The organism is Naumannella halotolerans (genome assembly GCF_004364645.1).
GTDB lineage: Bacteria > Actinomycetota > Actinomycetes > Propionibacteriales > Propionibacteriaceae > Naumannella > Naumannella halotolerans.
In genome coordinates, this window is the sequence record NZ_SOAW01000001.1 from 2,295,730 (window position 1) to 2,318,400 (window position 22,671).

The following is a 22,671-nucleotide window of genomic DNA, read 5'->3' on the forward strand; positions in this document are numbered from 1 at the left end:
GGCCGACGACCAGTCTGGACACGAAAGTGGACCGTTTCGCTGTGTATTGGCATCCGGTACGTGCTCGGTCAGCCGCCGATCGCGGTGGTTCCGGCGAGCCGCTTCAGCAGATCGGCCGTGGGCGCCACCCCACCGTGGGTGACCACCTCGGTCCGTCCGCCACCCCCGTCTGCAGGGATCCGGCGCAGCGTCTGGGCCACCACCGCCGCCGAGGAGTCGAAGATCTCCACCCCGGGGAGGAGTGCCCGGATCCGGTCGGCGACCAGCGGATAGTGGGTGCAGCCCAGGACCACCCCTTCGACGTCGTCGGGGGTGGCCCGCACAGCCTCGGCCAGGGCCAGCTCGATCCGCTCGGCGTCGTCGTGGTCGATCGCCTCGGCCAGCCCATGGCAGGCGACCGCGGTGACCTCCCGGTCGGCGGCGAAGGTCCGGATCAGATTGGCCTGGTACTCGCTGGCGGTGGTCGCCGCGGTGGCCCAGACGGCGAAGCGCCGGCAGCGGGCCGCAGCAGGTTTGATCGCCGGTACGGTCCCCACCACCGGCACACCGTCCCCGACCCGCTCTCGTACCTGCTGCAAGGCGATCACCGAAGCGGTGTTGCAGGGCAGGACGATGCCGCGCGCGCCACGATCCAGACTCTCCTGCACCAGATCCAGCACCCGTCCGCGTACCCATCCGGCAGGCTTCGGCCCCCAGGGGGCACCGGCCGGGTCGTTGGCCAGCAGCAGGTCGGCCTCCGGTCGTGCCCGGCGCAGCAGGGTAGCGGTCGGCAGCAACCCGAGACCGGAATCGATGAGCGCGATCACGGTGCCGAATCTAGTCCTTGTCGGTGACTCCCCGGGGTCCGGCACGGCGGGCTCACCCGTAGGCTGTCGGCATGAGCGAACCCCTGCCGGAGTTGGACGAATCCACTTTCGACTCGGTGCTCTGTGTGGTCGCCCATCCCGATGACATCGAGTACGGCCTGGCCGCCGCGGTCGCGAAGTGGACCGCTGCCGGGAAAGCGGTCAACTACTTCCTGTTGACCCGCGGTGAGGCCGGGATCGACTCGATGGATCCCGCCGAGACCGGACCGCTGCGCGAGGCCGAGGAGCGGGCCAGTGCCGCGGTGGTCGGTGTCGACCGGGTCGAGTTCGGGGAGCAGGCCGACGGGGCGATCGTGTACGGGCTCGGGCTGCGACGCGAGATCGCGGCGGCGATCCGCCGACACCGGCCGGGGCTGGTGATCACGTTGACCCGGACCGAGACCTTCGCCGGCGGCGGGTTGAACCAGGCCGATCATCGCGCAGTGGGGCTGGCGACCCTGGATGCGGTGGCCGATGCCGGCAACCGCTGGATCTTCACCGATCTGGCCGAGGACGGACTGCAACCCTGGTCCGCCTCCTGGGTCGCCTTCGCCGCCGCCCCAGAGGCGACCCATGTCGTCGACGTCAGCGGGTACTTCGACGCCGCGGTCGCCTCGTTGGCCGAGCACCGCGCCTATCTCGAGGGTCTCGGTGGACAGGCGCCGGACCCGGCCGAGCTGCTGCAGGGCATCCTCGGTGGTGCCGCCGAGCGGGCCCCCGGTGCGGAGCATGCGCTGCTGCTGGAGGCACACCAACTCTGAGGCCGATCAAAGGTTTCCGGTCGGGGATCGGCGATCGTCACCGGGCCGGCAGTCGCTCCGGTTCGCCGACGGTCGCGGCCAGAGCCAGCAGCGCCCGATGGGCCGTCGGATCACCGGTGAGTTCGGGGTGCAGGGACAGCGCGATCAGGTTCTCGTACCGGACGCCGAGGATTCGCGGTACGCCGCCGATGCTCGCCCGGATCAGCACCTCCACCCCGGCCCCGATCGCGATCACCTCCGGCGCCCGGATCGCGGCTGCCCGGATCCGGCCTTCCGGTTCACCCGGCCAGTGCCAGCCGGCGCTGAGTTCCATCGAATCCACCTGCGGGCCGAAGGCATTGCGGCGTACCTCGATCGGCAGCAGTCCGAGCGATCGCTGTCCCGGGGCGGGATTCTCGATCCACTCGGCCAGCAACACCATGCCGGCACAGGTTCCCAGCGTCGGCAGACCGTTCGAGATGGAGTTGATCAAGGCCTCCCGCAGACCGGCCAGGTCGATCAACCTGCCGATCACCGAGGACTCCCCGCCGGGGATGATCAACCCGTCGAGCTGATCAAGATCAGCGGGTCGACGCACCTTCCGCGCCCGCGCGCCGAGCGAGCTGATCATGCGTTCGTGTTCGGCGACACCGCCCTGCAGTGCCAACACGCCGATCTGTGGCGTACCCACCGTCGGCCCCTCCTGTGCGGTCGTCGTCACCAACCCCGCTCGGCGAGCCGGTGCGGTGCCGGCAGTTCGGCGACGCTGATCCCGACCATGGCCTGGCCGAGCCCGCGGGAGGCCTCGGTGACGGCGGCGATGTCGTCGTGGAAGGTGGTTGCCTTCACGATCGCCGCTGCGCGGGCCGCCGGGTCGCCGGAGAGGAAGATGCCGGAGCCGACGAACACACCTTGGGAGCCGAGCTCCATCACCAGCGCCGCATCGGCCGGGGTGGCGACACCGCCGGCGGTGAACAGCACCACCGGCAGGGTCCCGGTGGCCGCGACCTCGGCGACCAGCTCGTAGGGCGCCTGCAATTTCTTGGCCCGGGTGTACAGCGTCTCCGGCGCGACGGCGTGCAGGGCCTGCAACTGCGCGATCTCGGTTCGGATGGTACGGATGTGGCGTACCGCCTCGGAGACGTCACCGGTGCCCGCCTCCCCCTTGGAGCGGATCATCGCCGCCCCCTCGGTGATCCGCCGCAGCGCCTCACCGAGATTGGTCGCACCACAGACGAAGGGCACGGTGAAGTCGTGTTTGTCGATGTGGTGGACGTAGTCGGCCGGGGACAGCACCTCGGATTCGTCGATGTAGTCGACGCCGAGCTGTTCCAGGATCCGTGCCTCCACGGTGTGCCCGATCCGGGCCTTGGCCATCACCGGGATCGAGACCGCGTCCACGATCTGGGAGATCAGTTCCGGGTCCGACATCCTGGCGACACCACCCTGGGCGCGGATGTCGGCCGGTACCCGCTCCAGCGCCATCACCGCGACCGCACCGGCGTCCTCGGCGATCCGGGCCTGTTCGGCGGTGACCACGTCCATGATCACTCCGCCCTTCAGCATCTCCGCCAGACCACGCTTGACCAGTCGGCTCCCGGTGGCCGGGGTGGGGTCGTTCGTCGGATCGGTGGTCGCAGCAGTCGGGTCGGCAGCGTCGAGAGTCTGGGTCATGGGGTCGATCCTGCTCGCAATACTGGACCATTGAAAGATCCAGAATTCACGGTTATGAGTGGACCACTTCGACGGAAAGACCGTAGCCTTCCGCCATGCGTCACCCCCGAGAGGTGGATCTGCCGATCACCGTGGACCGGTCCTCACCCGTGTCCCTGGCCACCCAGATCACCCTCGGGGTACGCGAGGCGATCGAGACCGGCCTGCTGCTTCCCGGCGATCCGCTGCCGTCGACCCGGGCCTGGGCCAAGCGCCTGGCGGTCTCCCGGGGGACGATCGTGGCGGCCTTCGAACAACTCGACGGTGAGGGCTGGCTGGTCGCCGACCGCGGGGCGACCCGGGTCGATCCGGACCTGGCACGTCACCCGCGTGCCGTCGCTCCCCGCGCCGCTGCCCAGCCTGAACCGGCCCGGACTGGTGTCGACCCGGCGCCGGCCGGCCTGGATCTGCGACCGGGGTGGCCCGATGTGTCGAGGCTCGTGGACCAGGGCTGGCGCGCGGCCTGGCGTGCGGCGGCCGATCATCCTTGGACGGACCATCCCGCGGAGGGGTCGGTGGCGCTGCGTACTGCCCTGGCCGAGCATCTGCGGTTGACCCGCGGGACGAATCCCGAACCGCAGGAACTGATGATCACCGCCGGGGTACGCGAGGGGCTGCAACTGTTGTTGACCGTTCTCGCCCTCGACCGCCGGAGACCGCTGCTGGTCGCCGTGGAGGATCCCGGCTTCCCGGCGTTGCGCCAGGTCGTCACGTCGCTGGGCCACCGACTGTTGCCGATCGCCGTGGACGAACACGGACTGGGGCCCGAGCTGTTGACCGAGTTGGCGGAGTCCCCGGATCTGTTGTTGTTGACCCCGGGCCATCAGTATCCGCTGGGCGGGGCGATGCCGGTCTCCCGACGGTTGGACCTGCTGGGTTGGGCGCAGGAGCACGATGCGTTGTTGATCGAGGACGACTACGACGGTGAGCTGCGGTTCGACGGACCCCCGTTGCCGGCACTGGCCGCCCTGGATCGCCGGACGAGTCCGCACGGTGACCGGGTGGTGATGCTCGGGTCGTTCGCCAAGTTGCTCGCACCGGGGCTCGGTATCGGCCACATCCTGCCTCCGGCGTCGTTGCGGCCGGCGTTGGTGGAGCATCGACGGGCGGTCGGCGGGCCGGTGCCGGCGATCGTCCAGGACGCGCTCACCGCGTACCTGCAGGCCGGGGAACTGCGCCGGCACACCTCCCGGATGCGCCGGCTGTACCGGCAGCGTCGCAGCCTGGCCGTGCAGGCCCTGGGTGACATCGAGGAGATCGGCCTGCGACCGATGGACGGCGGACTGCACTGCGTGATCGAGTTGCACGGCGATCCGGGCGTGGAGCCGAAGATCATCGAGCGATGTCGTGAGGCGGGTCTGCTGGTCTCCGGTCTGAGCCAGTACTGGTCGGAGGGCTCACCGGCGAGACCGCAACCCGGATTGGTGATCGGCCTCGGGTCGGCCGATCTGCCCTCCGGCCTGCAGCTCCTTCGGCGCGTACTGACCCGACGGGACTGACCCGGCCCCGTCCCGTACCCACCGGCGCCCTCCCGTCTGTTCCGCAGCAAATGCACTTCACACCCGACCACGGGTGCGATTCCTGCGGAACAGATGCAAGTCGGGGCGACGGGACGGAGCTTCTCCCTTGTCCGGTCGGGTCGGCTGCCTGGGTCGGGTCGACCAGCCCCCGTTCAATCTGTTCCGCAACAAATGCACCTCACACACGACCATCGGTGCGATTCCTGCAGAACAGACGCAAATCGGGGCGGGGTCTCGGATGGAGGGTGGCTCAGGAGAGCTCGCGGCGCGGGCGCACCTCGATGTCGGTCAGCTGGGTGTCCTCATTCGCGGTGATCGCCGAGATCACCACACCGGCCACGGTTTCGGGCTTGATCAACAGTGAGCGGTCCGGCTCGGAGGCGAGCATCGGGGTGTCGGTGGGTCCGGGATGGACCGAGGACACCCGGACGCCGTTGGCCTCCTCGTCGCTGCGCAGCCCGTTGGCCAGGATCCGCAGAGCATGTTTGGTCGCACCGTAGATCGTGTTCCGCGGCTTCTCCACCACCCCGGCCCCGGAGTTGATCATGACGATCGTTCCCCGGGATCGCCGCAGGGCAGGCATCGCCAGCCGGGCGAGTTCGGCCCCTGCGGTGACGTTGAGCGCGAAGGCGTAGCTCCAGTCCTCGGGCCTGGCCGAACTCAGATCCGGTTCGGGGATCATCCCGGCGGCATGGACGAGCGCATCGATCCGTTCCGGCAGCAGGCCCTCGGGGTACGGGAACTCGGTGAGGTCGAGCGGCCTCGGCGTGATGCCCGGACACTCCTGTGCCAGTTCCTGCAACCGGTCGGCGCAGCGGGCGATGGCCGTGACCTGCCAGCCGCGCTCGACCAGTGCTCGGGCCACCGCCCGGCCGATGCCGCTGCCGGCTCCGGTGACCACCGCATGAGGTGATGGATTCGATCGATCGGTGGCTGTCATTGGACACTCCCCTCGCCCGACGAGGCGTTCCCATCGGGGAATCGACGCTACCGGCCGTCCGATCGGTGACCGCGGCGGGTGAGACTCCGGACCACCGAGCACCCTCTCATCGCGGTACGGGAACCTGCGATCATCGGCCCTGTGACCCCGCAACCTCCGGATCCGACCCGCCCCGGCCGACGCATGCACTTCTATGAGCCAGGCGAGGGAAACGGCCTGCCGCATTCGCCCCTGAACGCGATCGTGGCTCCCCGACCGATCGGCTGGATCTCCAGCCGAGCAGGCGACGGTACGTTGAACCTGGCGCCGTTCAGCTTCTTCAATGCCTTCAACTACACCCCGCCGATCATCGGTTTCAGTTGCACCGGGCAGAAGGACACCGCCCGGAACTGTGCCGAGACCGGCGAGTTCTGCTGGAACCTGGTGACCGCCGACCTGGCGGAGGCGATGAATGCCAGCTCCGCCTCCGTACCTCCCGAGGTCGACGAGTTCGCCCTGGCCGGTCTGGAACCGGCGGCGTCCCGGGTGGTCGAGGTACCCCATGTCGCGCTGGCCCGGGTGGTGTTCGAGTGCCGCACCAGCCAGATCGTCCCGCTCACCACCGCGGACGGTGAGACCACGCCGGCGACGGTGGTCTTCGGCGAGGTGGTCGGAGTGCACATCGACACCGACCTGTTGGTCGACGGGATCTACCAGACCACCAAGGCCGATCCGGTACTGCGCGGCGGTGGCCCGTCGACCTATTACCGGTCGGACGACACACATCGCTTCGAGATGCCCCGACCCGGCACCGACTGATCCTGCTGGGGTTCGAACACCGTGGTGGGCCCCGTGGGACTCGAACCCACAACCTACGGATTAAAAGTCCGCAGCTCTGCCAATTGAGCTAGAGGCCCGCACCGAGATTGGCGCAGGGGCCATCGTAGCCGGGAACCCAGCCTCACGTCGCACGCGGCCCCGCCGAACAAACCGGCCCACCCCGCATTGCCTTTTCGAACCGATCCGAGCGCGGTCGCGCCGAGCCGGCTCCGGCACAGGGGCCGACGAGCCCCCCACCCAGCCACGACCTCGGTCGGTCACCACACCTTCATCTGGCGTCCACCCGGATTTGCCGGACGAACACCGTATCGGCCCCTAGTCTGCTGCCAAGTCGACACCACACCTCGTGAGACCTGCCCGAAAGGCCCATCGATGCACCTGCCCCCCGACAACACCTCAGCGCCCGTCCGCACCGGGAGGAGGTGGGCCGGGGCCTGCGTGGCACTGAGCCTCCCGCTGCTCACCGGCGGCGGTCTGCTCGCCGGCGCCCCGTCACTCGCCAGCGCCGCAGCACCGACCGGCCTGCTGATCAGCGAGTACATCGAGGGCAGCAGCCAGAACAAGGGCCTGGAGATCTACAACGGTACCGATGCCGTGGTCGACCTGAGCGGTTATGCCCTCAACGTCTACTTCAACGGCAACACCACCGCCGGCGGGAACTTCGACCTCCAGGGAACGATCGCCGCCGGTGGCACCTTCGTCTTCGCCCACAGCGAGGCCGAGTTCGCCGCCGAGGCCGACCAGACCACCAGCGGCGGCCTGTGGAACGGTGACGATGCGATCACCCTCACCCATGACGGCACCGTGGTCGACTCCTTCGGACAGGTCGGTACCGACCCCGGGGCTGCCTGGACCTCCGGTGAGGTCAGCAGCCAGGACGCCACCTTGCGCAGGTCGGCCGCGGTCTGTGCCGGGGACACCACCCCCGACGATGCCTTCGACCCGGCGATCCAGTGGCAGGCCTACCCGATCAACTCCGTCGACGGGCTCGGCAGCCACAGCACCGACTGCAACGACACCGAGCCCACCCCCACTCCGAGTGCATCCCCGACACCGACCTCCGAACCGGAACCCGAAGGCGAGTGCAGCGACCCGGCGACCCTGATCGGACAGGTCCAGGGCGACGGTGCCGAGAGCCCGCTCGTCGGTGAGACCGTCAGCATCGAAGGTGTCGTCGTCGGCGACTTCCAGGCCGGCGGCTTCAACGGCTACTACGTCCAGGACGCCGGTGACGGCAACGAGCTGACCTCCGACGGGATCTTCGTCTACGCCCCGGATGCCGAGGAGGTTGAATCCGGTGATCGGGTACGGATCACCGGCGCCGTCGCCGAATACCAGGGCCAGACCCAACTCAGCCCGACCACGGTCCTCGACTGCGGCACCGCAGACCTGCCGAGCGCGGCCCAACTCTCCCTGCCACTGCCCAGCCAGGACTACCTGGAGCGGTACGAGGGCATGTACGTGACCTTCACCCAGCCACTGTCGATCAACGAGTTCTACAACTTCGGCCGGTACGGCGAGATCGTCCTCGGCTCGCAGCGGCAGTACCAACCGACCCAGCTCTTCGCCCCGGGCAGCGAGGAGGCCGAAAACCTGACTGCGGCGAACGCCCTGGACCGGATCACCCTCGACGACGGACGCAGCGCCCAGAACCCCGACCCCGCACGCCACCCCAACGGTGAGGACTTCACCTTGGACAACCTGTTCCGCGGCGGCGACCGGCTCACCGAGGTCACCGGCATCATGGACTACCGCTTCGACCTGTGGCGGATCCAGCCCACCCGGGGTGCCGGATACGAGGCGGTGACGCCGAGGCCGGACGTACCCGAGGTCGGCGGTGAACTGACCGTCGCCTCGATGAACGTACTCAACTACTTCACCACCCTGAACGAGCGCGGTGCCACCACCGAGGAGGAGTTCGAGCGCCAGCAGGCCAAGATCGTCGCCGCCATCAACACGATGGACACCGATGTGGTGGGACTGTTGGAGATCGAGAACAACGACGACGTCGCCTTGAACGCACTCGTCGATGCGCTGAACACCGACGCCGGTACCGAGCGCTGGGCAGCTGTGCAGACCGGTACCGTCGGCACCGACCAGATCACCACCGCCCTGATCTACGATCCCTCCACCGTCACCCCGGTCGGTGATGTCGCACTGCTGGACTCCAGCGTCGACGATCGCTTCCTCGACGACCTCAACCGGCCGGTGATCGCCCAGGCATTCACCGACACTGCCGGCGGGGAGCAGTTCGTGGTCGCGGTGAACCACCTGAAGTCCAAGGGCTCGGATTGCGAGGCCGTCGGTGACCCGGAGGACCCGAACGGCCAGGGGCACTGCAATCAGGTCCGTACCGCTGCCGCACAGGCCGAAGCCGAATGGCTCAACGGCGACCCCACCGGCACCGGAACCGATCATGTGATCACCCTCGGGGACTTCAACGCCTACAACGCCGAGGATCCGATCACCGCACTGACCGATGCAGGTTTCTCCGACCTGGTTCCCACCTTCGGTAGTGACGAGAAGTATGGCTACGTCTTCGACGGTCTGCTGGGTTCGCTGGACCACATCTTGGCCAATGAGTCGTTGCTGCCGTTCGTCACCGGCGCCGCGGACTGGAACATCAATGCCGACGAGGTTTCCTTGATCGACTACACGACGCAGTACAAGCAACCGGCACAAGCCGCGCTGTACAGCGCCGATCCGTACCGTTCCAGTGATCACGATCCGGTGATCATCGGGTTGGATTTCGCCCCGGAGCCCTCGCCCACGCCCACCCCCACCGGAGAGCCCAGCCCCACCGGAGAACCCAGCCCCACCGGGGAACCGACTCCGTCAGCCGAGCCCACCCCGACCGGTGTGCCGAGCCATTCGGGCGAACCCACCCACACGGGTCCACCCGATCCCAGTCCCACCGGAGAACCCAGCCCCACCGGAGAACCCAGCCCCACCGGAGAACCGAGCCAGTCGGGTTCACCCGAGCCGTCCGGAGCTCCTTCCATCGGCCCGTCCGAGGACGAGGCCACCCGCGGAAGCTCCGGTGACGGGGCCTCCGGTGATCGCGGCGACCTCGCCGACACCGGTGGTTCCAGCATCTGGCTCGCCGGGATCGGTGCGTTGGCCGCCCTGAGTGGCCTCGGGCTCGCCCTCGGCCGGCGACGCTGATCGGCCCCGACATCGACGCGAGGCCGGCGATCGACCATCCTTGATCCATGGAACCGTGGATCTGGGGTCTGGTACTGATCGCCGGCCTCGGTCTTGCCCTGATCGGGTACGGCATCCTCAGCGACCGAACGCTGCACAGGGCGAGGCAACGGGCCGCGGTCTCCCCTCCGACCCGGGAGATCCCCGGTCTGCCGCCTGACCTGCCCGCCCCGACCTACCTGACCGCAGCCGCGATCGCCGCCGAACGAAACACAGCTGCGGCCCCGGGACTCACCGATCCCACCGATCCCACCGATCCCACCGTCGAAAGCCTGCAGACCCGGTTGGACCGGGCGACGCAGAGCTGGCACGGAGGATGGACCGACCCCGGTTTCGTCACCCATCCCGATCAAGGGTGGTCGGTACTGTCCGCCCCGGCGGTCCTGCTCTGCGCCGAGCCTGTCTCCGACCTGCGCGAGCTGTTGCCGGTGATCCAGTCGGCCGCCGCCGTCGACCGGGCACTGCTGGTCGCCACCCCTGAGGCTGCGGCCGAGGTCGTGACCACCCTGGCGTTGAACGCCGGCCGCCACCCCGGCGGCCTGTTGATGTTGCAGTTGGACCACGACACCCTCGACGAGGTCGCCACCGCCACCGGTGCCGAACCCGTCGACAGCAACTGGCTTCGCGCCGATGCGGTACGCACCGAGCAACTCGGTCACTGCGATCTCTGGCTCGCCGACAGCACCCGGAGCTGGATCCTGCCGGCCGGCGATAGCATCGAGCCGTGACCGATCCCCAGGACAACCGTTTCCCGCGTTGGGTCTACGGCCAGGGAACCGAACCCGACCCCCGGTTCACCTTGGCCAACGAACGTACCTTCCTTGCCTGGATCCGGACCGGTCTGGCGCTCCTGGCCGCCGGGGTCGCCATCGCCGCCTTCGCCGGTTCGGCCTTCGACCGCAGCTGGCAGAGCCACATCGCTGCCCTGCTCCTGATCGCCCTGGGGGTGGCCAGCGGCGTCTCGGCCTACATCCGGTGGATGCGGCACGAACGGGCGATGCGCCGCGGTGAACCACTGCCGAGTTCGGGGATGATGCCGATCTTCGCCCTGGTGGTGATCATCGTCGCGGCCCTGGGCGTCAGCCTGGTGTTCTGATGGCCGGCAGACGCGTCGCATCCGGGCCCTGGGATCCCGGTCTGCAGAACGAACGGACCTGGCTGGCCTGGCAACGTACCGCCCTGTCGGTGCTCGTCTGCACTCTGGTGATGGCCCGCCTGCTGGCCGGCCACAATGCCGCCGCTGCCCTGGTCATCGCCGGGCTGTCGACGGTGGCGATGTTGTTCCTCGGGCTGTCGGGACGTCATCACTACGTACGCGACCAGCAGCGCCTGCACGACGGCGCCCCGGTGTCCAGGATCGTTCTGCCATCGCTGTTGACCGCACTGTTCCTGATGCTGGGATCGAGTGCCGCGATCTGGGTGATCATCACTTTCTGAGAGCAGCCCAAAGTGTCAACCTCACCCTCGGGTTGAGACTTTGCTCCACCACCTTGATCAGTTGCGGACCCAGCAAGATCAGCTGTAGCCGAGCTCGTGCAACCGATCATCGTCGATCCCGAAGTGATGGGCAATCTCGTGGACCACGGTGATGTGCACCTCGTCCACCACCTCGGCTTCGCTCCGGCACATCCTGAGCGTGGGGTTCATGTAGATGAAGATCCGATCAGGGAGGACCCCGCTGTACTCGGAATCTCTTTCCGTCAAGGGAATTCCGTCGTACAGCCCGAGGAGATCGGGGGTCTCCGGTGGCGGGTCGGCCTCCACCACGACCACACAGTTGTCGACCATCGCGGCGAGCTCTGGGGGAATCGAGTCCAACGCTTGATCAACAAGCTGGTCGAACTGCTCGAAGGTCATCGAAACCGCCACGGCACAAGAGTAGTCAGCTGAACCACATCGTTGGGATTCCGGCCCGGCGAACGGCGTGTCGACTTGCCCGGGCGACCCATCGTCGCCGAAGCGCTTGCCGAGAATCCTGAGTGCTCTCTAAAGTCCCGGCTCGTCAGGGGTAGGTGTGACGAGTGTGGCGTTCGAGTACGCCGGGGAAGCATTCGTGGCACCCCCTTGACACCCCGTCGCCGGCGGCCTTCCCCTCTGGGTCGGTCGACGGTCGACATGTCATCGCCATCGGCGGCTGTGGCATGCCCGCGCACCCCGACTCCGAGGCGCACAGGCTGGGGAACCGAGGAGAGAACACGGTGGTCGTCGATCACCACCGGTCCGTCATGGACAGGTGTCGACAGCTGCCCGGGAGGAAGACGTGCACAACGTTCTGCGTACCACGAAATCGTTGATCGCCTCTGTCGGCGCGATCGCCGTGCTGACCACAGGCGGTGTCGTCGCCGGTGTCGTCGTCAGCGGCCGGGCCGATGCCGATCCCGGCAATGTCCGCGCCAACGGCGGATTGAACGTCCGCTCCGGCCCCGGCACCGACTACCGGGTGATCGGCGGCCTCACCAACGGTGCCCCGATCGACTCCACCGGACCGGCCGAGAACGGCTTCTACCCGATCGACTTCGGTGACGGCACCGGCTGGATCTCCAGCCGGTACGTCGACACCAGCGGCGTCGGCGAGTCCACCCAGGAAGCACCCGCCGAGGGGGAGGCCTACGCGACCACCGAGGTCTACGTGCGCACCGGGCCAAGTGTCGATCATCGTTCGGCCGGCATGCTCTTCCGCGGGGAGCGGGTGGTGCTGACCGGCGAACGTTCGGGTCAGTACTCCGAGATCACCTACGCCGGCGGCACCGGCTGGACCGCGACTCAGTACCTGGCCCAGACCTGGGCGACCGGCGGCGGCAGCACCGAGACCGGTGATGGCGGTGGGTCCGACGATGCCGGTAGCGGCGAGCAGGGTTCGTCCTCGGATGGCTCGTCCTCGGGTGGCTCTTCCTCGGATGACTCGTCCTCAGCAGATGGATCGCAGTCGCCCAGCGACGACGACGGCACGGTGGTCTGGTCCCCCGAACCGAGCGAGGACTCGGAAGCGAGCGAAGATTCCGACGCGAGCGAAGATTCCGACTCCGACGATTCCGGGTCGAGCAGCGCGCCGGACCCGGTGGTGAGCGCCGATCCCACCGAGGAGCCCTCGCCGACAACCGAGCCGAGCAGCAGCCCGTCGGCCACTCCGAGCAAGAGCCCGTCGGCCACCTCCTCCACGACTCCCTCGGCATCGCCCAGCAAGAGCCCCTCGGTTTCACCGAGCCAGACGCCCTCGCCGACGGCGAGCGCGACCCCGACGACATCACCGTCGGCGACTCCGAGCAAGAGCCCGTCGGCCACCCCCTCCACGACTCCCTCGGCCACACCGACCAAGACTCCCTCGGCCACACCGACGCCGGAGCCCGAACCGGAACTGCCGAAGATCAAGTCCCAGGCCGTCGCCACTGCCGACCTGAACATCCGCACCTCGGAGAATGCCGACCACAAGATCGTCAAGGAGGTCAAGAAGGGCACCGAGCTCGATCTCACCGGTGTCTTCCGCAACGGTATGGCGCAGATCGTGTTCGAAGGCGCGGTCCGCTGGGTGAATGCCACCTACCTCGACGGACCCGACGTCCCCGAGCCCGAGGCCGAAGAACTGCCGAAGACGACCGGTACGCGATACGCGACGACGGCCCTGGACATCCGTACCAGTTCGGGCAGTGACTCCCGTACCGTCGCCGAGGTCCCGCGGGGCACCGAGCTGAAGATCACCGGCAAGGAGGAGAACGGCCGCGCCGAGATCGTCTACCGCGACGCCGTGCGATGGGTGACGGCGAAGTACCTGTCGAAGTCCAAGCCGAGCGAGGAGGAAGAGGAGGAGTCGGGCAACGACGACAAGATCGAACTCGACGGCCTGACCGCCGACACCGACCGACTGCTCTCGGCGGTGCAGGACGAGTTCCCGCAGATCAAGACGATCTACGGCAAGCGGACCGATCCCGGATCGGATCACCACAGCGGACGGGCGATCGACCTGATGCTGCCGAACTACAAGTCGAACAAGGCGCTGGGCAACGAGATCGCCGCCTGGGCGAAGGACAACGCCAGCGAGTACAACATCGACTACGTCGTCTGGTACCAGCAGATCTGGAGCGTGCAGCGATCGAAGGAGGGCTGGCGGGACATGGCCGACCGCGGTTCGGACACCCAGAATCACATCGACCACGTCCACATCTCGGTGAAGGCCTCGAGCAGCACCGCCTCGGCGAGCGCTGCGAGCACCAAGTCGGCCAGCACCGACACGTCCGACTCCGACGACCAGGAGTCCGACTCAGGCGAGGACTCCAAGTCCGAGTCCGAATCCGACTCGACCTCGGCCAAGACCGAGACCTGCAAGGCGAGCTACTACTCGACCGGCAAGGTGACGGCCAACGGCGAGAGCTTCGACCCCTCGGGGATGACCGCAGCCCACAAGACGCTGCCCTTCGACACGAAAGTGAAGGTGACGAACAAGGCCAATGGCAAGTCCGTCACCGTGCGGATCAACGACCGCGGACCGTTCGTCGACGGTCGGTGCCTCGATCTGGCGGAGGGAGCGTTCACCAAGATCGCCGACACCAACTCCGGAGTGATCGACATCGAGTGGAGTGAGGTCTAGCCACTACCGAACAAACGTCACACTCGATTCGACTCTGCTCTCACCGAACCGCGCCACCGCGCGGCCGGCTGGCAGCACCGGCGGATCGAGTGTGACGTTTGTCCTGTTCGGGCGAAGGCACCGACGCAGAAGCCGCTGGTTGGCCCCCGGCCACAGCCCTGCGGTATCGTGGTCAACCGTCTGGTCCCCATCGTCTAGCGGCCTAGGACACCGCCCTTTCAAGGCGGCAGCGCGGGTTCGAATCCCGTTGGGGATACGACTCGGAACGAACGCCGTTCCCGGCAAGGGCCCGATGCACAGCATCGGGCCCTTGCCCGTTCCGGATCACGCGGCTCAGCGAGACCGCCCGACCGGCCCACGACGCCGAACAGTCCGCCGCCGACCCATCCCGTTGCCTCACCGAGTTGCCTCACCGACGATGCGCCATCGAGTGCTCGCAGACTCTTCGGACCCCCGTTGGACTGCACGGTGTGCGGCTGCAGCCTCATTTGGACCCCACTCGGCATGTGCGGTACAGTTTCGGACGGCCGGTGAGGAAGCCGGTCGAAGCATGAGGCCCCGTGGCGCAGTTGGTTAGCGCGTCGCCCTGTCACGGCGAAGGTCGCGGGTTCGAGTCCCGTCGGGGTCGCTGAGCGGTGATACTTCGGTATCGCCGCTTGTTGCATCCGGGCCTGTGCTCCAGATGCGGCCAGGTAGCTCAGTTGGTAGCAGCGTTCGCCTGAAAAGCGAAAGGTCGCCGGTTCGAATCCGGCCCTGGCCACACCACAATCCTCCCCCGTCTCCGGCTGATCTAGGCTGGATCGATGGCCACCTTCGTCAAACATGCATCCGCCGACGCACTCGCCTACGAAGCGGCCGGTCTGCGCTGGCTCGCCGAGGCCGACCCCGATGCCGTGGTCGGTGTCGTCTCGGTCGACGAGAACTCCTTGGTCACCGAACGCCTGGAGTCCGTGGCCACCTCCGACGGCGCGGCGGCCGAGTTCGCCGAACGGCTGGTCCGGGTCCACGACGCCGGTGCGGACTCCTTCGGTTGCCCGCCGGCTGACTGGAGCGGCGACGGGTACGTCGGTGCTGCCCGACTGACGCTGCGCGGTGAACCCCGATGGGGCCGGATGTACGCCGACCAGCGGATGCTCCCCTATGCCCACCAGGCCCACCGGCAGGGCCTGCTGGATAATGATCAACTCCGTACCGTGGAACGGCTGGCCGATCGCCTGCGCGACGGTGACTTCGATGACGATGCCCCGCCGGCGAGGATCCACGGTGACCTGTGGGCCGGCAATGTGATCACCACCGAGCACGGGATGGTGATGATCGACCCGGCCGCCCAAGGCGGTCACCGGCTGAACGATCTCGCCCTGCTGGCCCTCTTCGGTTTCCCCCAGCTGCGAACCGTGCACGACGGGTACGCCCGTCACTCCCACCACCTGCCCGACGACTGGCGCGACCTGATCGACCTGCACCAGGTGCACCACCTGCTGGTGCACGTGGTGCTCTTCGGTTCGAGCTACGTACCGCCGACCATGGCCGCGATCGGCCGCTACGTCTGACACGGGTGCACTGCCCGTCTCCCGGTCCGACGGGACGAGGCGGATCGCCCACGGCGCACGACCGTACGTCGAGGAATGCGAGAACCCGTTGCGAACGGCTCAGCCGTGCTGCGGCTCGGCCTGCTCCTCGTGCTTGCGTCGTGCCTCCAGCTTGGCCTTCTCCTGGGCCTCCTTGCGCTCGGCCAGGGCCGTCTCCGAGGGAGGGCTCAGCGGATCGCCGACGATCGTGGCACTGGACTTGGAGCCGAAGGAGTAACGGGCAGCCAGGTTGATCATCGACATCACCCGGTTGCGGTTGCCCAGCAGGAAGAACAGGTGCACGACCACCCAGAGCACCCAGGCGGGGAATCCGGTGACGGTCCAGCCGTTCGGGAACTCGGCGACGGCCGCCGCCTTGCCGATGGTGGCCATGATGCCCTTGTTCTTGTAGGAGAACGAGGCCAGCGGCTCACCCGATGCCAGCCGCTCCACCTGCTTGCCCACGAAGGCACCCTGCTGGATCGCCGGCTGAGCCAGCTGCGGCAGCGGGTCGGTGGTGATCACCGCACAGTCGCCGACGGCGAAGATCCGGTCCTCACCGACCACCAGCATGCTCGGCTCGACCTCGATCCGCTTGCCTCGGCCCAACGGCAGGTCCCACTCGCCGACGACGTCGTAACCGCCGATGCCGGCGCCCCAGATCACCAGGTCGGCCGGCAGCTGGGTGCCGTCCTTCAACTCGACGTGGTCGGCGTGCACCGAGCTGATGGCGGTGTTCAACCGGACGTCCACCCCGCGGTCGTCGAGCTGCTTGAGGGTGTACTCCTGCAGGTTCTTGGCGAACGGGGTCAGCAGCTGCGGCGCCATCTCGACCAGGGTGACGTTCATCTGGTCCGGCGTGATCTCGGGGTAGGCCTTCGGGATGCCGATGGTCTTCATCTCGGCCAGCGTGCCGGCCATCTCCACACCGGTCGGTCCGCCACCGACGACGATCACGTCGAAGCTCTTGCGGCCACCGTCGGCCACGTCCTCCATGCCGCCGTAGATCATGTCCCGGACCACGATCGAGCCGGTACGGGTGTACAGCGTGCGGCTGTACTCCGCCGCCCCGGGGATGCCGAAGAAGTTCGCAGTGACACCGGTGGCGATCACCAGGTAGTCGTAGGTCAGGTCCGGTCCGTCGTCGACCTGCACCAACCGGTTGACCTTGTCGATACCGGTGACGGCGGCCCGGCGCACCCGCACGTGACCCTTCTGCTTGGCGGCGAAGAGCCGCAGCGAGTAGGTGACATCACCGGGGTTCACACCACCGGTGGCGACTTGGTACAGCAACGGCAGGAACGTGGTGTACGGGTTCTTGTCGACGATCGTCACACGGAAACCGGACTTTGCCAGTTCGTGGGCAGCTGAGATGCCGCCGAAGCCGGCGCCGACGATCACCACGTGGGCAGATTTGTTCACCATGTCCAGTCTCCCGTTCTGAGCAGACGCTTGGATCGGCGCGGCCGTGCACCGTGCCTACTTGGGGCCCCGCCCTCGCCATTGATCCCCGGATTCTCACCGGATTGGGCCCTGCTTGCACTATCAGTCCCACCATAGCGCTGCCGGGCCTGCCGGGCACACGGGAGTCGAACCTCACCGGGAACGGTTGGCGCGGCGCAGCACCGGCAGTACCACCGGCCCCAGCAACAGCAGGGCGACCGTGGTGGCGATCGCTCGTCCGGTGTCCCAGCCGGCGGTCGAGGTCAGCAGCGTGTACCAGCCGAACCGCAGCAGGTTGTCCACCAACGGCGCCCCGGGCAGGTACTCCAGCCCGCCCGCGGCGGCCCCACCCGTGATCGAGGTCAGGAATGGCCATGACCACAGATTCATCACCAACCCGAACAGGTACGCGCAGACGATCCCGTACCCCACCAGCACCGCCAGTTCCGCCCGGCCCCGCAATCGGTGCGGGAGCAGACCGGCCCCCAGCCCGATCCAGGCACAGCACAGCATCTGGAACGGCAGCCACGGTCCGACACCGCCGGTCAGCAGCGCCGAGGCGAACAGCGAGGTGCAGCCGAGCAGGAACCCGAACCCGGGGCCGAAGACGCGGCCGGCCAGGATCAGCAGGAAGAACACCGACTCGAACCCGGCGGTACCGGCACCGAGGGTGGCCCGGACGGCGGCGTTGAGCGCCGACAGCACTCCGAGCATCGCCAGCGTCCTCGGGTTCAATCCCCCGTCGGTCAGCAGCACCGTACCGAGCAGCAGCACGGCCGGGACCAGAGCGGCCAGGACGAAGGGCGCGACCGCCAGGTGCGCCTGGGCTCCGGCGGGGACCGGGATCCACAGCGGCCAGCCGATGGCCGCCAGACCGAGCACCGAGACCAGTGCGATCACCGACCCCGACCAGCGCCTGAGAACCAATCCGGTACGCGGGGTGGCGACCTCGATCACCGGGGATGCGGTCATGACCGACCCCGCTCGGTGAGCGCGGTCAGCACCTCGTCGACCAGCAGGTACGGCAGTGGGGCCATCACTCGCGCCACCTGGGTGGCGAGTAGCGGCGAGCTGCTGAGCACCTCCCGGACCGGTCCGTCGGCGACCAGTTCGCCCTCGGCCAGCACCAGTACTCGCTGACAGGTACGGGCGGCGAACTCGACATCATGGGTGGCCACCAGCACCGCACGTCCCTGTGCGGCCAGCCGACCGATCATCACCGTCAGCTCATCCTTGGCCCGGCGGTCCAGGCCGCGGGTCGGTTCGTCCAGCGCGATCACCGGGGTCTCGCCGCCGAGCTGCAGGGCCAGGGCAAGCCCGAGCTGCTGTCCCTCGGACAGGTCGCGTGGATGGAGGCGATCGTCGACCGGGCCGACCAGTTCCTGCAGGAGCCGGCGCGTCCGGCCCGGCGGCAGCCGCGAGCGCTGATCCGCCGCCACACATTCCTGGGCGACATCGGCACAGTGGAACAGGTCTGCCGGGGTCTGCGGCACCAGCGCCAGGTCCCCCGGTCGTCGAGGTCTGCCGGCCACCCGTACCGCACCGGCAGCCGGCGACAACGCACCGTGGAGCGCCCACAGCACCGAGGACTTCCCCGAGCCGTTGCGTCCCATCAGAGCGACCACCTCCCCGGGCGCGATCCGCAGGTCGACACCGGCGACAGCCGTCCGTCGGCCGTACCGGACGATCAGGCCGTTCGCCTCCAGTCCGCCGTCGACCTCCGCTGCCGGTGGATCGGTCACCGGGACATCGGCCACTGCTGTGTCGGCCACTGGTGTCTCGGCCACAGGAGTCTTGGCCACTGGTGTCTCGGCCACAGGAGTCTTGGCCACGCGGGCGTCTGCAGTCGGGGCATCGACCGGGGTCGGAAGCTCGTGGCGCAGCTCGGCGGCGCGTCGGCGGGCGTCGCGAACCGTCAGCGGCAGCGGTTCCCAGGCCAGGCGCCGCCCCAGGTCGATCAGCGGTGGCACATCGGCGGCGTCGGCCATGATCGTCGCGGGTGCACCGTGGCGCAGTCGGCCATCGGGGCCGAGTTCGATCACCGAGTCGGCGTGTTCGATCATCCGCTCGGTCCGATGCTCGGCCAGCAGCACCGTCGTACCCAGATCGTGGACCAGCCGTTGCAGCAGGGCGGCCACCTCCTCCGCAGCGACCGGGTCCAGCGCCGAGGTCGGCTCGTCCAACAGGAGCACCCGTGGTCGGGCGGTCAGCACCGCTCCGATCGCCACCCGTTGCTGTTCGCCACCGGACAGGGTACGTAGGGCGCGCCGCCGCAGGTCGGCGATCCCGAGCAGGTCGAGGGTCTCCTCCACCCGCATCCGCATGGCCGAGGGGGGTACCCCCAACTGCTCCATGGTCCAGGCGAGTTCGTCCTCCACCGTGTCGGTGACGAATCCGGCCAGCGGGTCCTGACCGACGAAACCGATCCGATCGGCCAGGGCGCGCGGGGGCAGTGCGGTGACGTCCTCACCGTCGATCACCACCCGGCCGACCCGCCGCCCGCCGGTGCTGTGCGGCACCAGGTTGTTGATCACCTGCAACAGCGTCGACTTGCCCGCACCGGTCGGGCCGATCAGCAGCGCCAGTTCTCCTTCGTCCACCTGCATCGACACGTCCCGGAACAGATCGGTCGTTGCGTCGGCATGGCGGAAACCGAGGTCGGTGATGTCGATCATGGCGCTCACGACGGCCGGCCCATGATCAGGTCGCCTTGCCGATCCGCCTCGGCCGGATCGGTCACCGGTGGTGGTGTGAGGAACCCCGGCAACAGCGCGAGTCCGAGGGCGATGATCATCACCGGTGTCACCTGCGGCCACTGCCCGGGTGACGGAACCAGCAGCGTCGCGGCATCGGAGCCGCCGATCACGCTGAAGGCGACGAACGGCGACCAGCCGCAGACCGCGGTGAGACATTCGGCCAGCCCCCACCCTTCGGCCCGGTAGCGGGTACGGGTGACCGCGCGTCCGGCCACCCGCAGGCCGAGCACGCCGCAGGCCAGAGCAGCGGCACCGATCAGTGGCCAGCTCGGCAACCGGACCGCCCCGAGGGTGAGCCAGGTTCCCGGGGCCAGGGCTGCCCAGGCGGTGAGACAGAGCAGCGAGATGGCGATGATGATCATGGCCCGGGAGATCTGCCGGACGGCGGCCGAGGGGGTGATCTGCCTGCCGTACCCACGAGCATCCATGGCTGTGGCCAACTGCAGTGACCGATCCACCGCGTCGGTGAGCACCGGGACGACGATCTCCCGGATCCATCGGTGGCGGGTTCTCTGAGAACCCACCCGCAGGGTGCGGGCCCGACGTACCCGCTCGACGGAGTCGGCGAGTTGGGCGAAGACCGTGACCGAGACGACCAGTACGGTGGCGATCTCGTGCAGGGCATTGGGCAGTTGGGCCAGCAGGCGCTTGGGGTTGGCCAAGGAATTGGCCGCGCCGATGCAGATGACGATGCAGGCCAGCCGTAACCCGTCCTGGAATCCGGCGATCAATGCCTCGGCGCTCACCGGCCCGAGCAGACGGATGCCGCCGACCCACGGCGGTAGTGGGATCTGCGGCAACGAGAACAGGATCGTCCCGCCGTCGCCGCCGCCGAAGATCAACCGGTACAGCACCCGGACGACGATGATCAACAACCCGAGCATCACGTACAGCCGGAACGATCGTGACCATGGTCCGTTCCCGCGTCGGGAGGCGACGACCACCGCTGCGACGGCGATCAGCAGACCGGTCAGCAGCGGGTTGGTGGTCAGGCTGGCTGCGGCGGCCAGTCCGAGGGAGAAGATCCACCAGGCAGCCGGGTTCAGCCCTCGCCGGAGCCAGTACCGGTTCCATCGGCCAACGAGGGGAAGCCGGGTCCGATCCCACCGGCTGACAAGGGCAAACCGGATCCGATGCCACCAGGGGGGAGCGGGGGTGTTGGCGGCACTGTGCATGCTGGCCCCTCCCTCTCACCCGACCGCCCCGGGTGGCCGCCCGGATCAGTCGTGCAATCTACGCCAGGCGACCGTACCCGCCCCGACCAGCGCAACCAGGAGCAACGCTGCCACCCCGAGCAGGGTGCCTGCGGGTGGGCCGGGCCGCTCGGCGACCGGGTCGGTCGGCGCCTCGCGCCCGCTCGGATCACCGGACGTTCCGGGCACGGACGAGCCGGCGCCGGTTTCGCAGTCGGACGCCGAACCACCGGCAGCAGGCTCCTCCTGAGAACCGGACGCACCAGCACCGGGAGGCTCCTGCGAACCGAGACCTCCGGTTCCCTCAGGAGAATCGGACTCTTCAACACCAGGCTCCTCCTGAGCACCCGCCCCACCCGCTTCACAGTCGGAGGAATCCGCAGGCTCGGGGCTCGCATGCCCCCCACCGTCGGGTGCCACCGCGGGTGGCCGATTGGGACCTTCGCCCAGGGTGTAGCTCCACCCTTCGGTGCCGCCTTTGGTCACCTGCCGACTGCGGGCTCCGAGATCGGATTCGATCCAGCGGCCGGCTTCGACGTACCAATAGGACCAATGGGCGGTGGTCGGCGGGATGTCCAGGCAGTCCTCCCGGTAACCGGGTTTGCCCGAGGCTGACAGGTCGGTCGAGGCGCTGGGCTGTCCGTCGATTCGGCAGACGAAGGCGTCACCGGCCGAGGAGGCCACTCCTTCCGCCGGTACCCCGGCCTCGGCGAGGGCATCCAGTCCGCTGCCGCTTTCGAAGTCAGCTGCACAGCGGATCAGCGGATCGGGGGCCAACTGAGCGAAATCGACGACCACCGTCACCCCGCGGTCATCGCTGCAGGAGCCTGCTGCACCGGTGTCCGCTCGGGCGAATCCGTGGCCCGCGGCAAACGCCCCGATCACGGTCAGCGCCAGGGCAATGGCGCCGCGCCTCAGCCCAGCATGCACACGACCTCCCAGTGACGAGAACCACCACAGTGTGTCACCCGGACAGCGAGCCCCGCTCGGTCGAACCGCGCCCGCGACGCGCCGACCCCGCGTCGACGATGAGGTCGGGTGCAGCACTCACCCAGGCGCCAGTCCACGTCGGGCAACACCGCTGAGGTGGCGCGAGACCGCCGAACCGCGCGATTTGCGGGTGATTCCTGCGCCTGGAGCCACTTCAGCGGTGTTTCATCCCGCCACACCGCGCCACGTCAGCCGCCCGACGAAGATTGCCCGGCACCCCAGCAGCGCCCGGTGAGAGTTGGTCCACGTCGGAAACCGACTCAGCAGCACACTTCAGCACCGTTCCCGCCCATCTCAGTGGGGCACCCGTCCACGCCCAGCGAAGACATCGCAGGCAGCACCCCGCCGCGGGTCCAGA

At 68.3% G+C, this 22,671-nt stretch carries 19 protein-coding genes and 4 tRNA genes; 12 read left to right on the plus strand and 11 right to left on the minus strand.

Going from position 1 to position 22,671, the window contains the following annotated elements:
* Positions 1 to 68 precede the first annotated feature (68 nt).
* The gene (locus CLV29_RS10675) at positions 69 to 806 is read right to left on the minus strand and encodes a glutamate racemase (RefSeq protein ID WP_133754845.1); all 738 of its coding nucleotides are present in this window, start codon (positions 804 to 806) and stop codon (positions 69 to 71) included.
* 71 nt (positions 807 to 877) lie between these two features.
* On the opposite strand from CLV29_RS10675, the gene CLV29_RS10680 reads away from it, so the two are divergent.
* Positions 878 to 1,606, plus strand: coding sequence for a PIG-L deacetylase family protein (locus CLV29_RS10680; protein WP_133754846.1), 729 nt, complete (start codon positions 878 to 880; stop codon positions 1,604 to 1,606).
* A gap of 37 nt (positions 1,607 to 1,643) precedes the next feature.
* On the opposite strand, the gene pdxT is transcribed toward CLV29_RS10680, so the two are convergent.
* Together pdxT and pdxS are read right to left on the minus strand one after the other, a co-directional pair.
* Entirely contained in the window at positions 1,644 to 2,306 is a 663-nt protein-coding gene (gene pdxT, locus CLV29_RS10685) for a pyridoxal 5'-phosphate synthase glutaminase subunit PdxT (RefSeq protein ID WP_279586470.1), read from the minus strand.
* A complete protein-coding gene (pdxS, locus tag CLV29_RS10690; protein ID WP_133754847.1) occupies positions 2,303 to 3,259 on the minus strand; it encodes a pyridoxal 5'-phosphate synthase lyase subunit PdxS in 957 nt (318 codons plus the stop codon). The genes pdxT and pdxS overlap by 4 nt, the downstream gene beginning before the upstream one ends.
* A 95-nt stretch (positions 3,260 to 3,354) precedes the next feature.
* On the opposite strand from pdxS, the gene pdxR reads away from it, so the two are divergent.
* A complete protein-coding gene (pdxR, locus tag CLV29_RS10695; RefSeq protein WP_133754848.1) occupies positions 3,355 to 4,797 on the plus strand; it encodes a MocR-like pyridoxine biosynthesis transcription factor PdxR in 1,443 nt (480 codons plus the stop codon).
* Positions 4,798 to 5,068: 271 nt separating this feature from the next.
* Here pdxR and CLV29_RS10700 read toward each other — a convergent pair whose 3' ends face one another.
* The gene (locus CLV29_RS10700; protein ID WP_208292842.1) at positions 5,069 to 5,719 is read right to left on the minus strand and encodes an SDR family NAD(P)-dependent oxidoreductase; all 651 of its coding nucleotides are present in this window, start codon (positions 5,717 to 5,719) and stop codon (positions 5,069 to 5,071) included.
* 180 nt (positions 5,720 to 5,899) lie between these two features.
* On the opposite strand from CLV29_RS10700, the gene CLV29_RS10705 reads away from it, so the two are divergent.
* Entirely contained in the window at positions 5,900 to 6,556 is a 657-nt protein-coding gene (locus tag CLV29_RS10705; protein ID WP_208292843.1) for a flavin reductase family protein, read from the plus strand.
* Positions 6,557 to 6,578: 22 nt separating this feature from the next.
* On the opposite strand, the gene CLV29_RS10710 is transcribed toward CLV29_RS10705, so the two are convergent.
* Positions 6,579 to 6,654: transfer RNA gene (locus CLV29_RS10710), tRNA-Lys, on the minus strand.
* A gap of 361 nt (positions 6,655 to 7,015) precedes the next feature.
* Between CLV29_RS10710 and CLV29_RS10715 the strand changes: the two genes are divergently transcribed.
* From CLV29_RS10715 to CLV29_RS10730, 4 genes are read left to right on the plus strand one after another with little or no spacing between them, the layout of a single operon-like run.
* On the plus strand, positions 7,016 to 9,742 hold the full coding sequence (locus CLV29_RS10715; RefSeq protein ID WP_208292844.1) for an ExeM/NucH family extracellular endonuclease: 2,727 nt from the start codon (positions 7,016 to 7,018) through the stop codon (positions 9,740 to 9,742).
* 47 nt (positions 9,743 to 9,789) lie between these two features.
* Entirely contained in the window at positions 9,790 to 10,509 is a 720-nt protein-coding gene (locus CLV29_RS10720; protein ID WP_133754851.1) for a TCP-1/cpn60 chaperonin family protein, read from the plus strand.
* Positions 10,506 to 10,877 carry a YidH family protein gene (locus CLV29_RS10725; protein ID WP_133754852.1) on the plus strand — a complete coding sequence of 124 codons (372 nt, stop codon included), beginning with the start codon at positions 10,506 to 10,508 and terminating at the stop codon, positions 10,875 to 10,877. The genes CLV29_RS10720 and CLV29_RS10725 overlap by 4 nt, the downstream gene beginning before the upstream one ends.
* The gene (locus tag CLV29_RS10730) at positions 10,877 to 11,218 is read left to right on the plus strand and encodes a DUF202 domain-containing protein (protein ID WP_133754853.1); all 342 of its coding nucleotides are present in this window, start codon (positions 10,877 to 10,879) and stop codon (positions 11,216 to 11,218) included. The genes CLV29_RS10725 and CLV29_RS10730 overlap by 1 nt, the downstream gene beginning before the upstream one ends.
* A 78-nt stretch (positions 11,219 to 11,296) precedes the next feature.
* Here the strand turns inward: CLV29_RS10730 and CLV29_RS10735 are convergent, their stop codons facing one another.
* A complete protein-coding gene (locus CLV29_RS10735) occupies positions 11,297 to 11,650 on the minus strand; it encodes a metallopeptidase family protein (protein WP_392507433.1) in 354 nt (117 codons plus the stop codon).
* 364 nt (positions 11,651 to 12,014) lie between these two features.
* Between CLV29_RS10735 and CLV29_RS17060 the strand changes: the two genes are divergently transcribed.
* The 5 genes from CLV29_RS17060 to CLV29_RS10760 all read left to right on the plus strand — a co-directional run bounded on the left by CLV29_RS17060 (position 12,015) and on the right by CLV29_RS10760 (position 15,913).
* Positions 12,015 to 14,363: a septal ring lytic transglycosylase RlpA family protein gene (locus tag CLV29_RS17060; protein ID WP_166649212.1), complete on the plus strand. Its 2,349-nt coding sequence runs from the start codon at positions 12,015 to 12,017 to the stop codon at positions 14,361 to 14,363.
* Positions 14,364 to 14,546: 183 nt separating this feature from the next.
* Positions 14,547 to 14,619, plus strand: a tRNA-Glu gene (locus tag CLV29_RS10745).
* A gap of 298 nt (positions 14,620 to 14,917) precedes the next feature.
* A tRNA-Asp gene (locus CLV29_RS10750) sits at positions 14,918 to 14,991 on the plus strand.
* Positions 14,992 to 15,049: 58 nt separating this feature from the next.
* Positions 15,050 to 15,123, plus strand: a tRNA-Phe gene (locus CLV29_RS10755).
* Between the two features lie 43 nt (positions 15,124 to 15,166).
* Complete coding sequence (locus CLV29_RS10760; protein ID WP_133754855.1) at positions 15,167 to 15,913, plus strand: fructosamine kinase family protein; 747 nt, start codon at positions 15,167 to 15,169, stop codon at positions 15,911 to 15,913.
* A gap of 99 nt (positions 15,914 to 16,012) precedes the next feature.
* On the opposite strand, the gene CLV29_RS10765 is transcribed toward CLV29_RS10760, so the two are convergent.
* From CLV29_RS10765 to CLV29_RS10785, 5 genes are all read right to left on the minus strand, one after another.
* Positions 16,013 to 17,356 (minus strand): NAD(P)/FAD-dependent oxidoreductase, encoded by a 1,344-nt coding sequence (locus CLV29_RS10765; RefSeq protein WP_133754856.1) that lies wholly within the window; start codon positions 17,354 to 17,356, stop codon positions 16,013 to 16,015.
* 171 nt (positions 17,357 to 17,527) lie between these two features.
* Positions 17,528 to 18,346, minus strand: a complete 819-nt coding sequence (locus CLV29_RS10770; protein ID WP_133754857.1) for an ECF transporter S component — start codon at positions 18,344 to 18,346, stop codon at positions 17,528 to 17,530.
* Entirely contained in the window at positions 18,343 to 20,049 is a 1,707-nt protein-coding gene (locus CLV29_RS10775; protein ID WP_133755178.1) for an ABC transporter ATP-binding protein, read from the minus strand. The genes CLV29_RS10770 and CLV29_RS10775 overlap by 4 nt, the downstream gene beginning before the upstream one ends.
* Before the next feature lie 5 nt (positions 20,050 to 20,054).
* On the minus strand, positions 20,055 to 21,305 hold the full coding sequence (locus CLV29_RS10780) for an energy-coupling factor transporter transmembrane component T family protein (RefSeq protein WP_133754858.1): 1,251 nt from the start codon (positions 21,303 to 21,305) through the stop codon (positions 20,055 to 20,057).
* Between the two features lie 45 nt (positions 21,306 to 21,350).
* Positions 21,351 to 22,253: an ICP22 family protein gene (locus CLV29_RS10785; protein WP_133754859.1), complete on the minus strand. Its 903-nt coding sequence runs from the start codon at positions 22,251 to 22,253 to the stop codon at positions 21,351 to 21,353.
* Between the last annotated feature and the right edge of the window lie 418 nt (positions 22,254 to 22,671).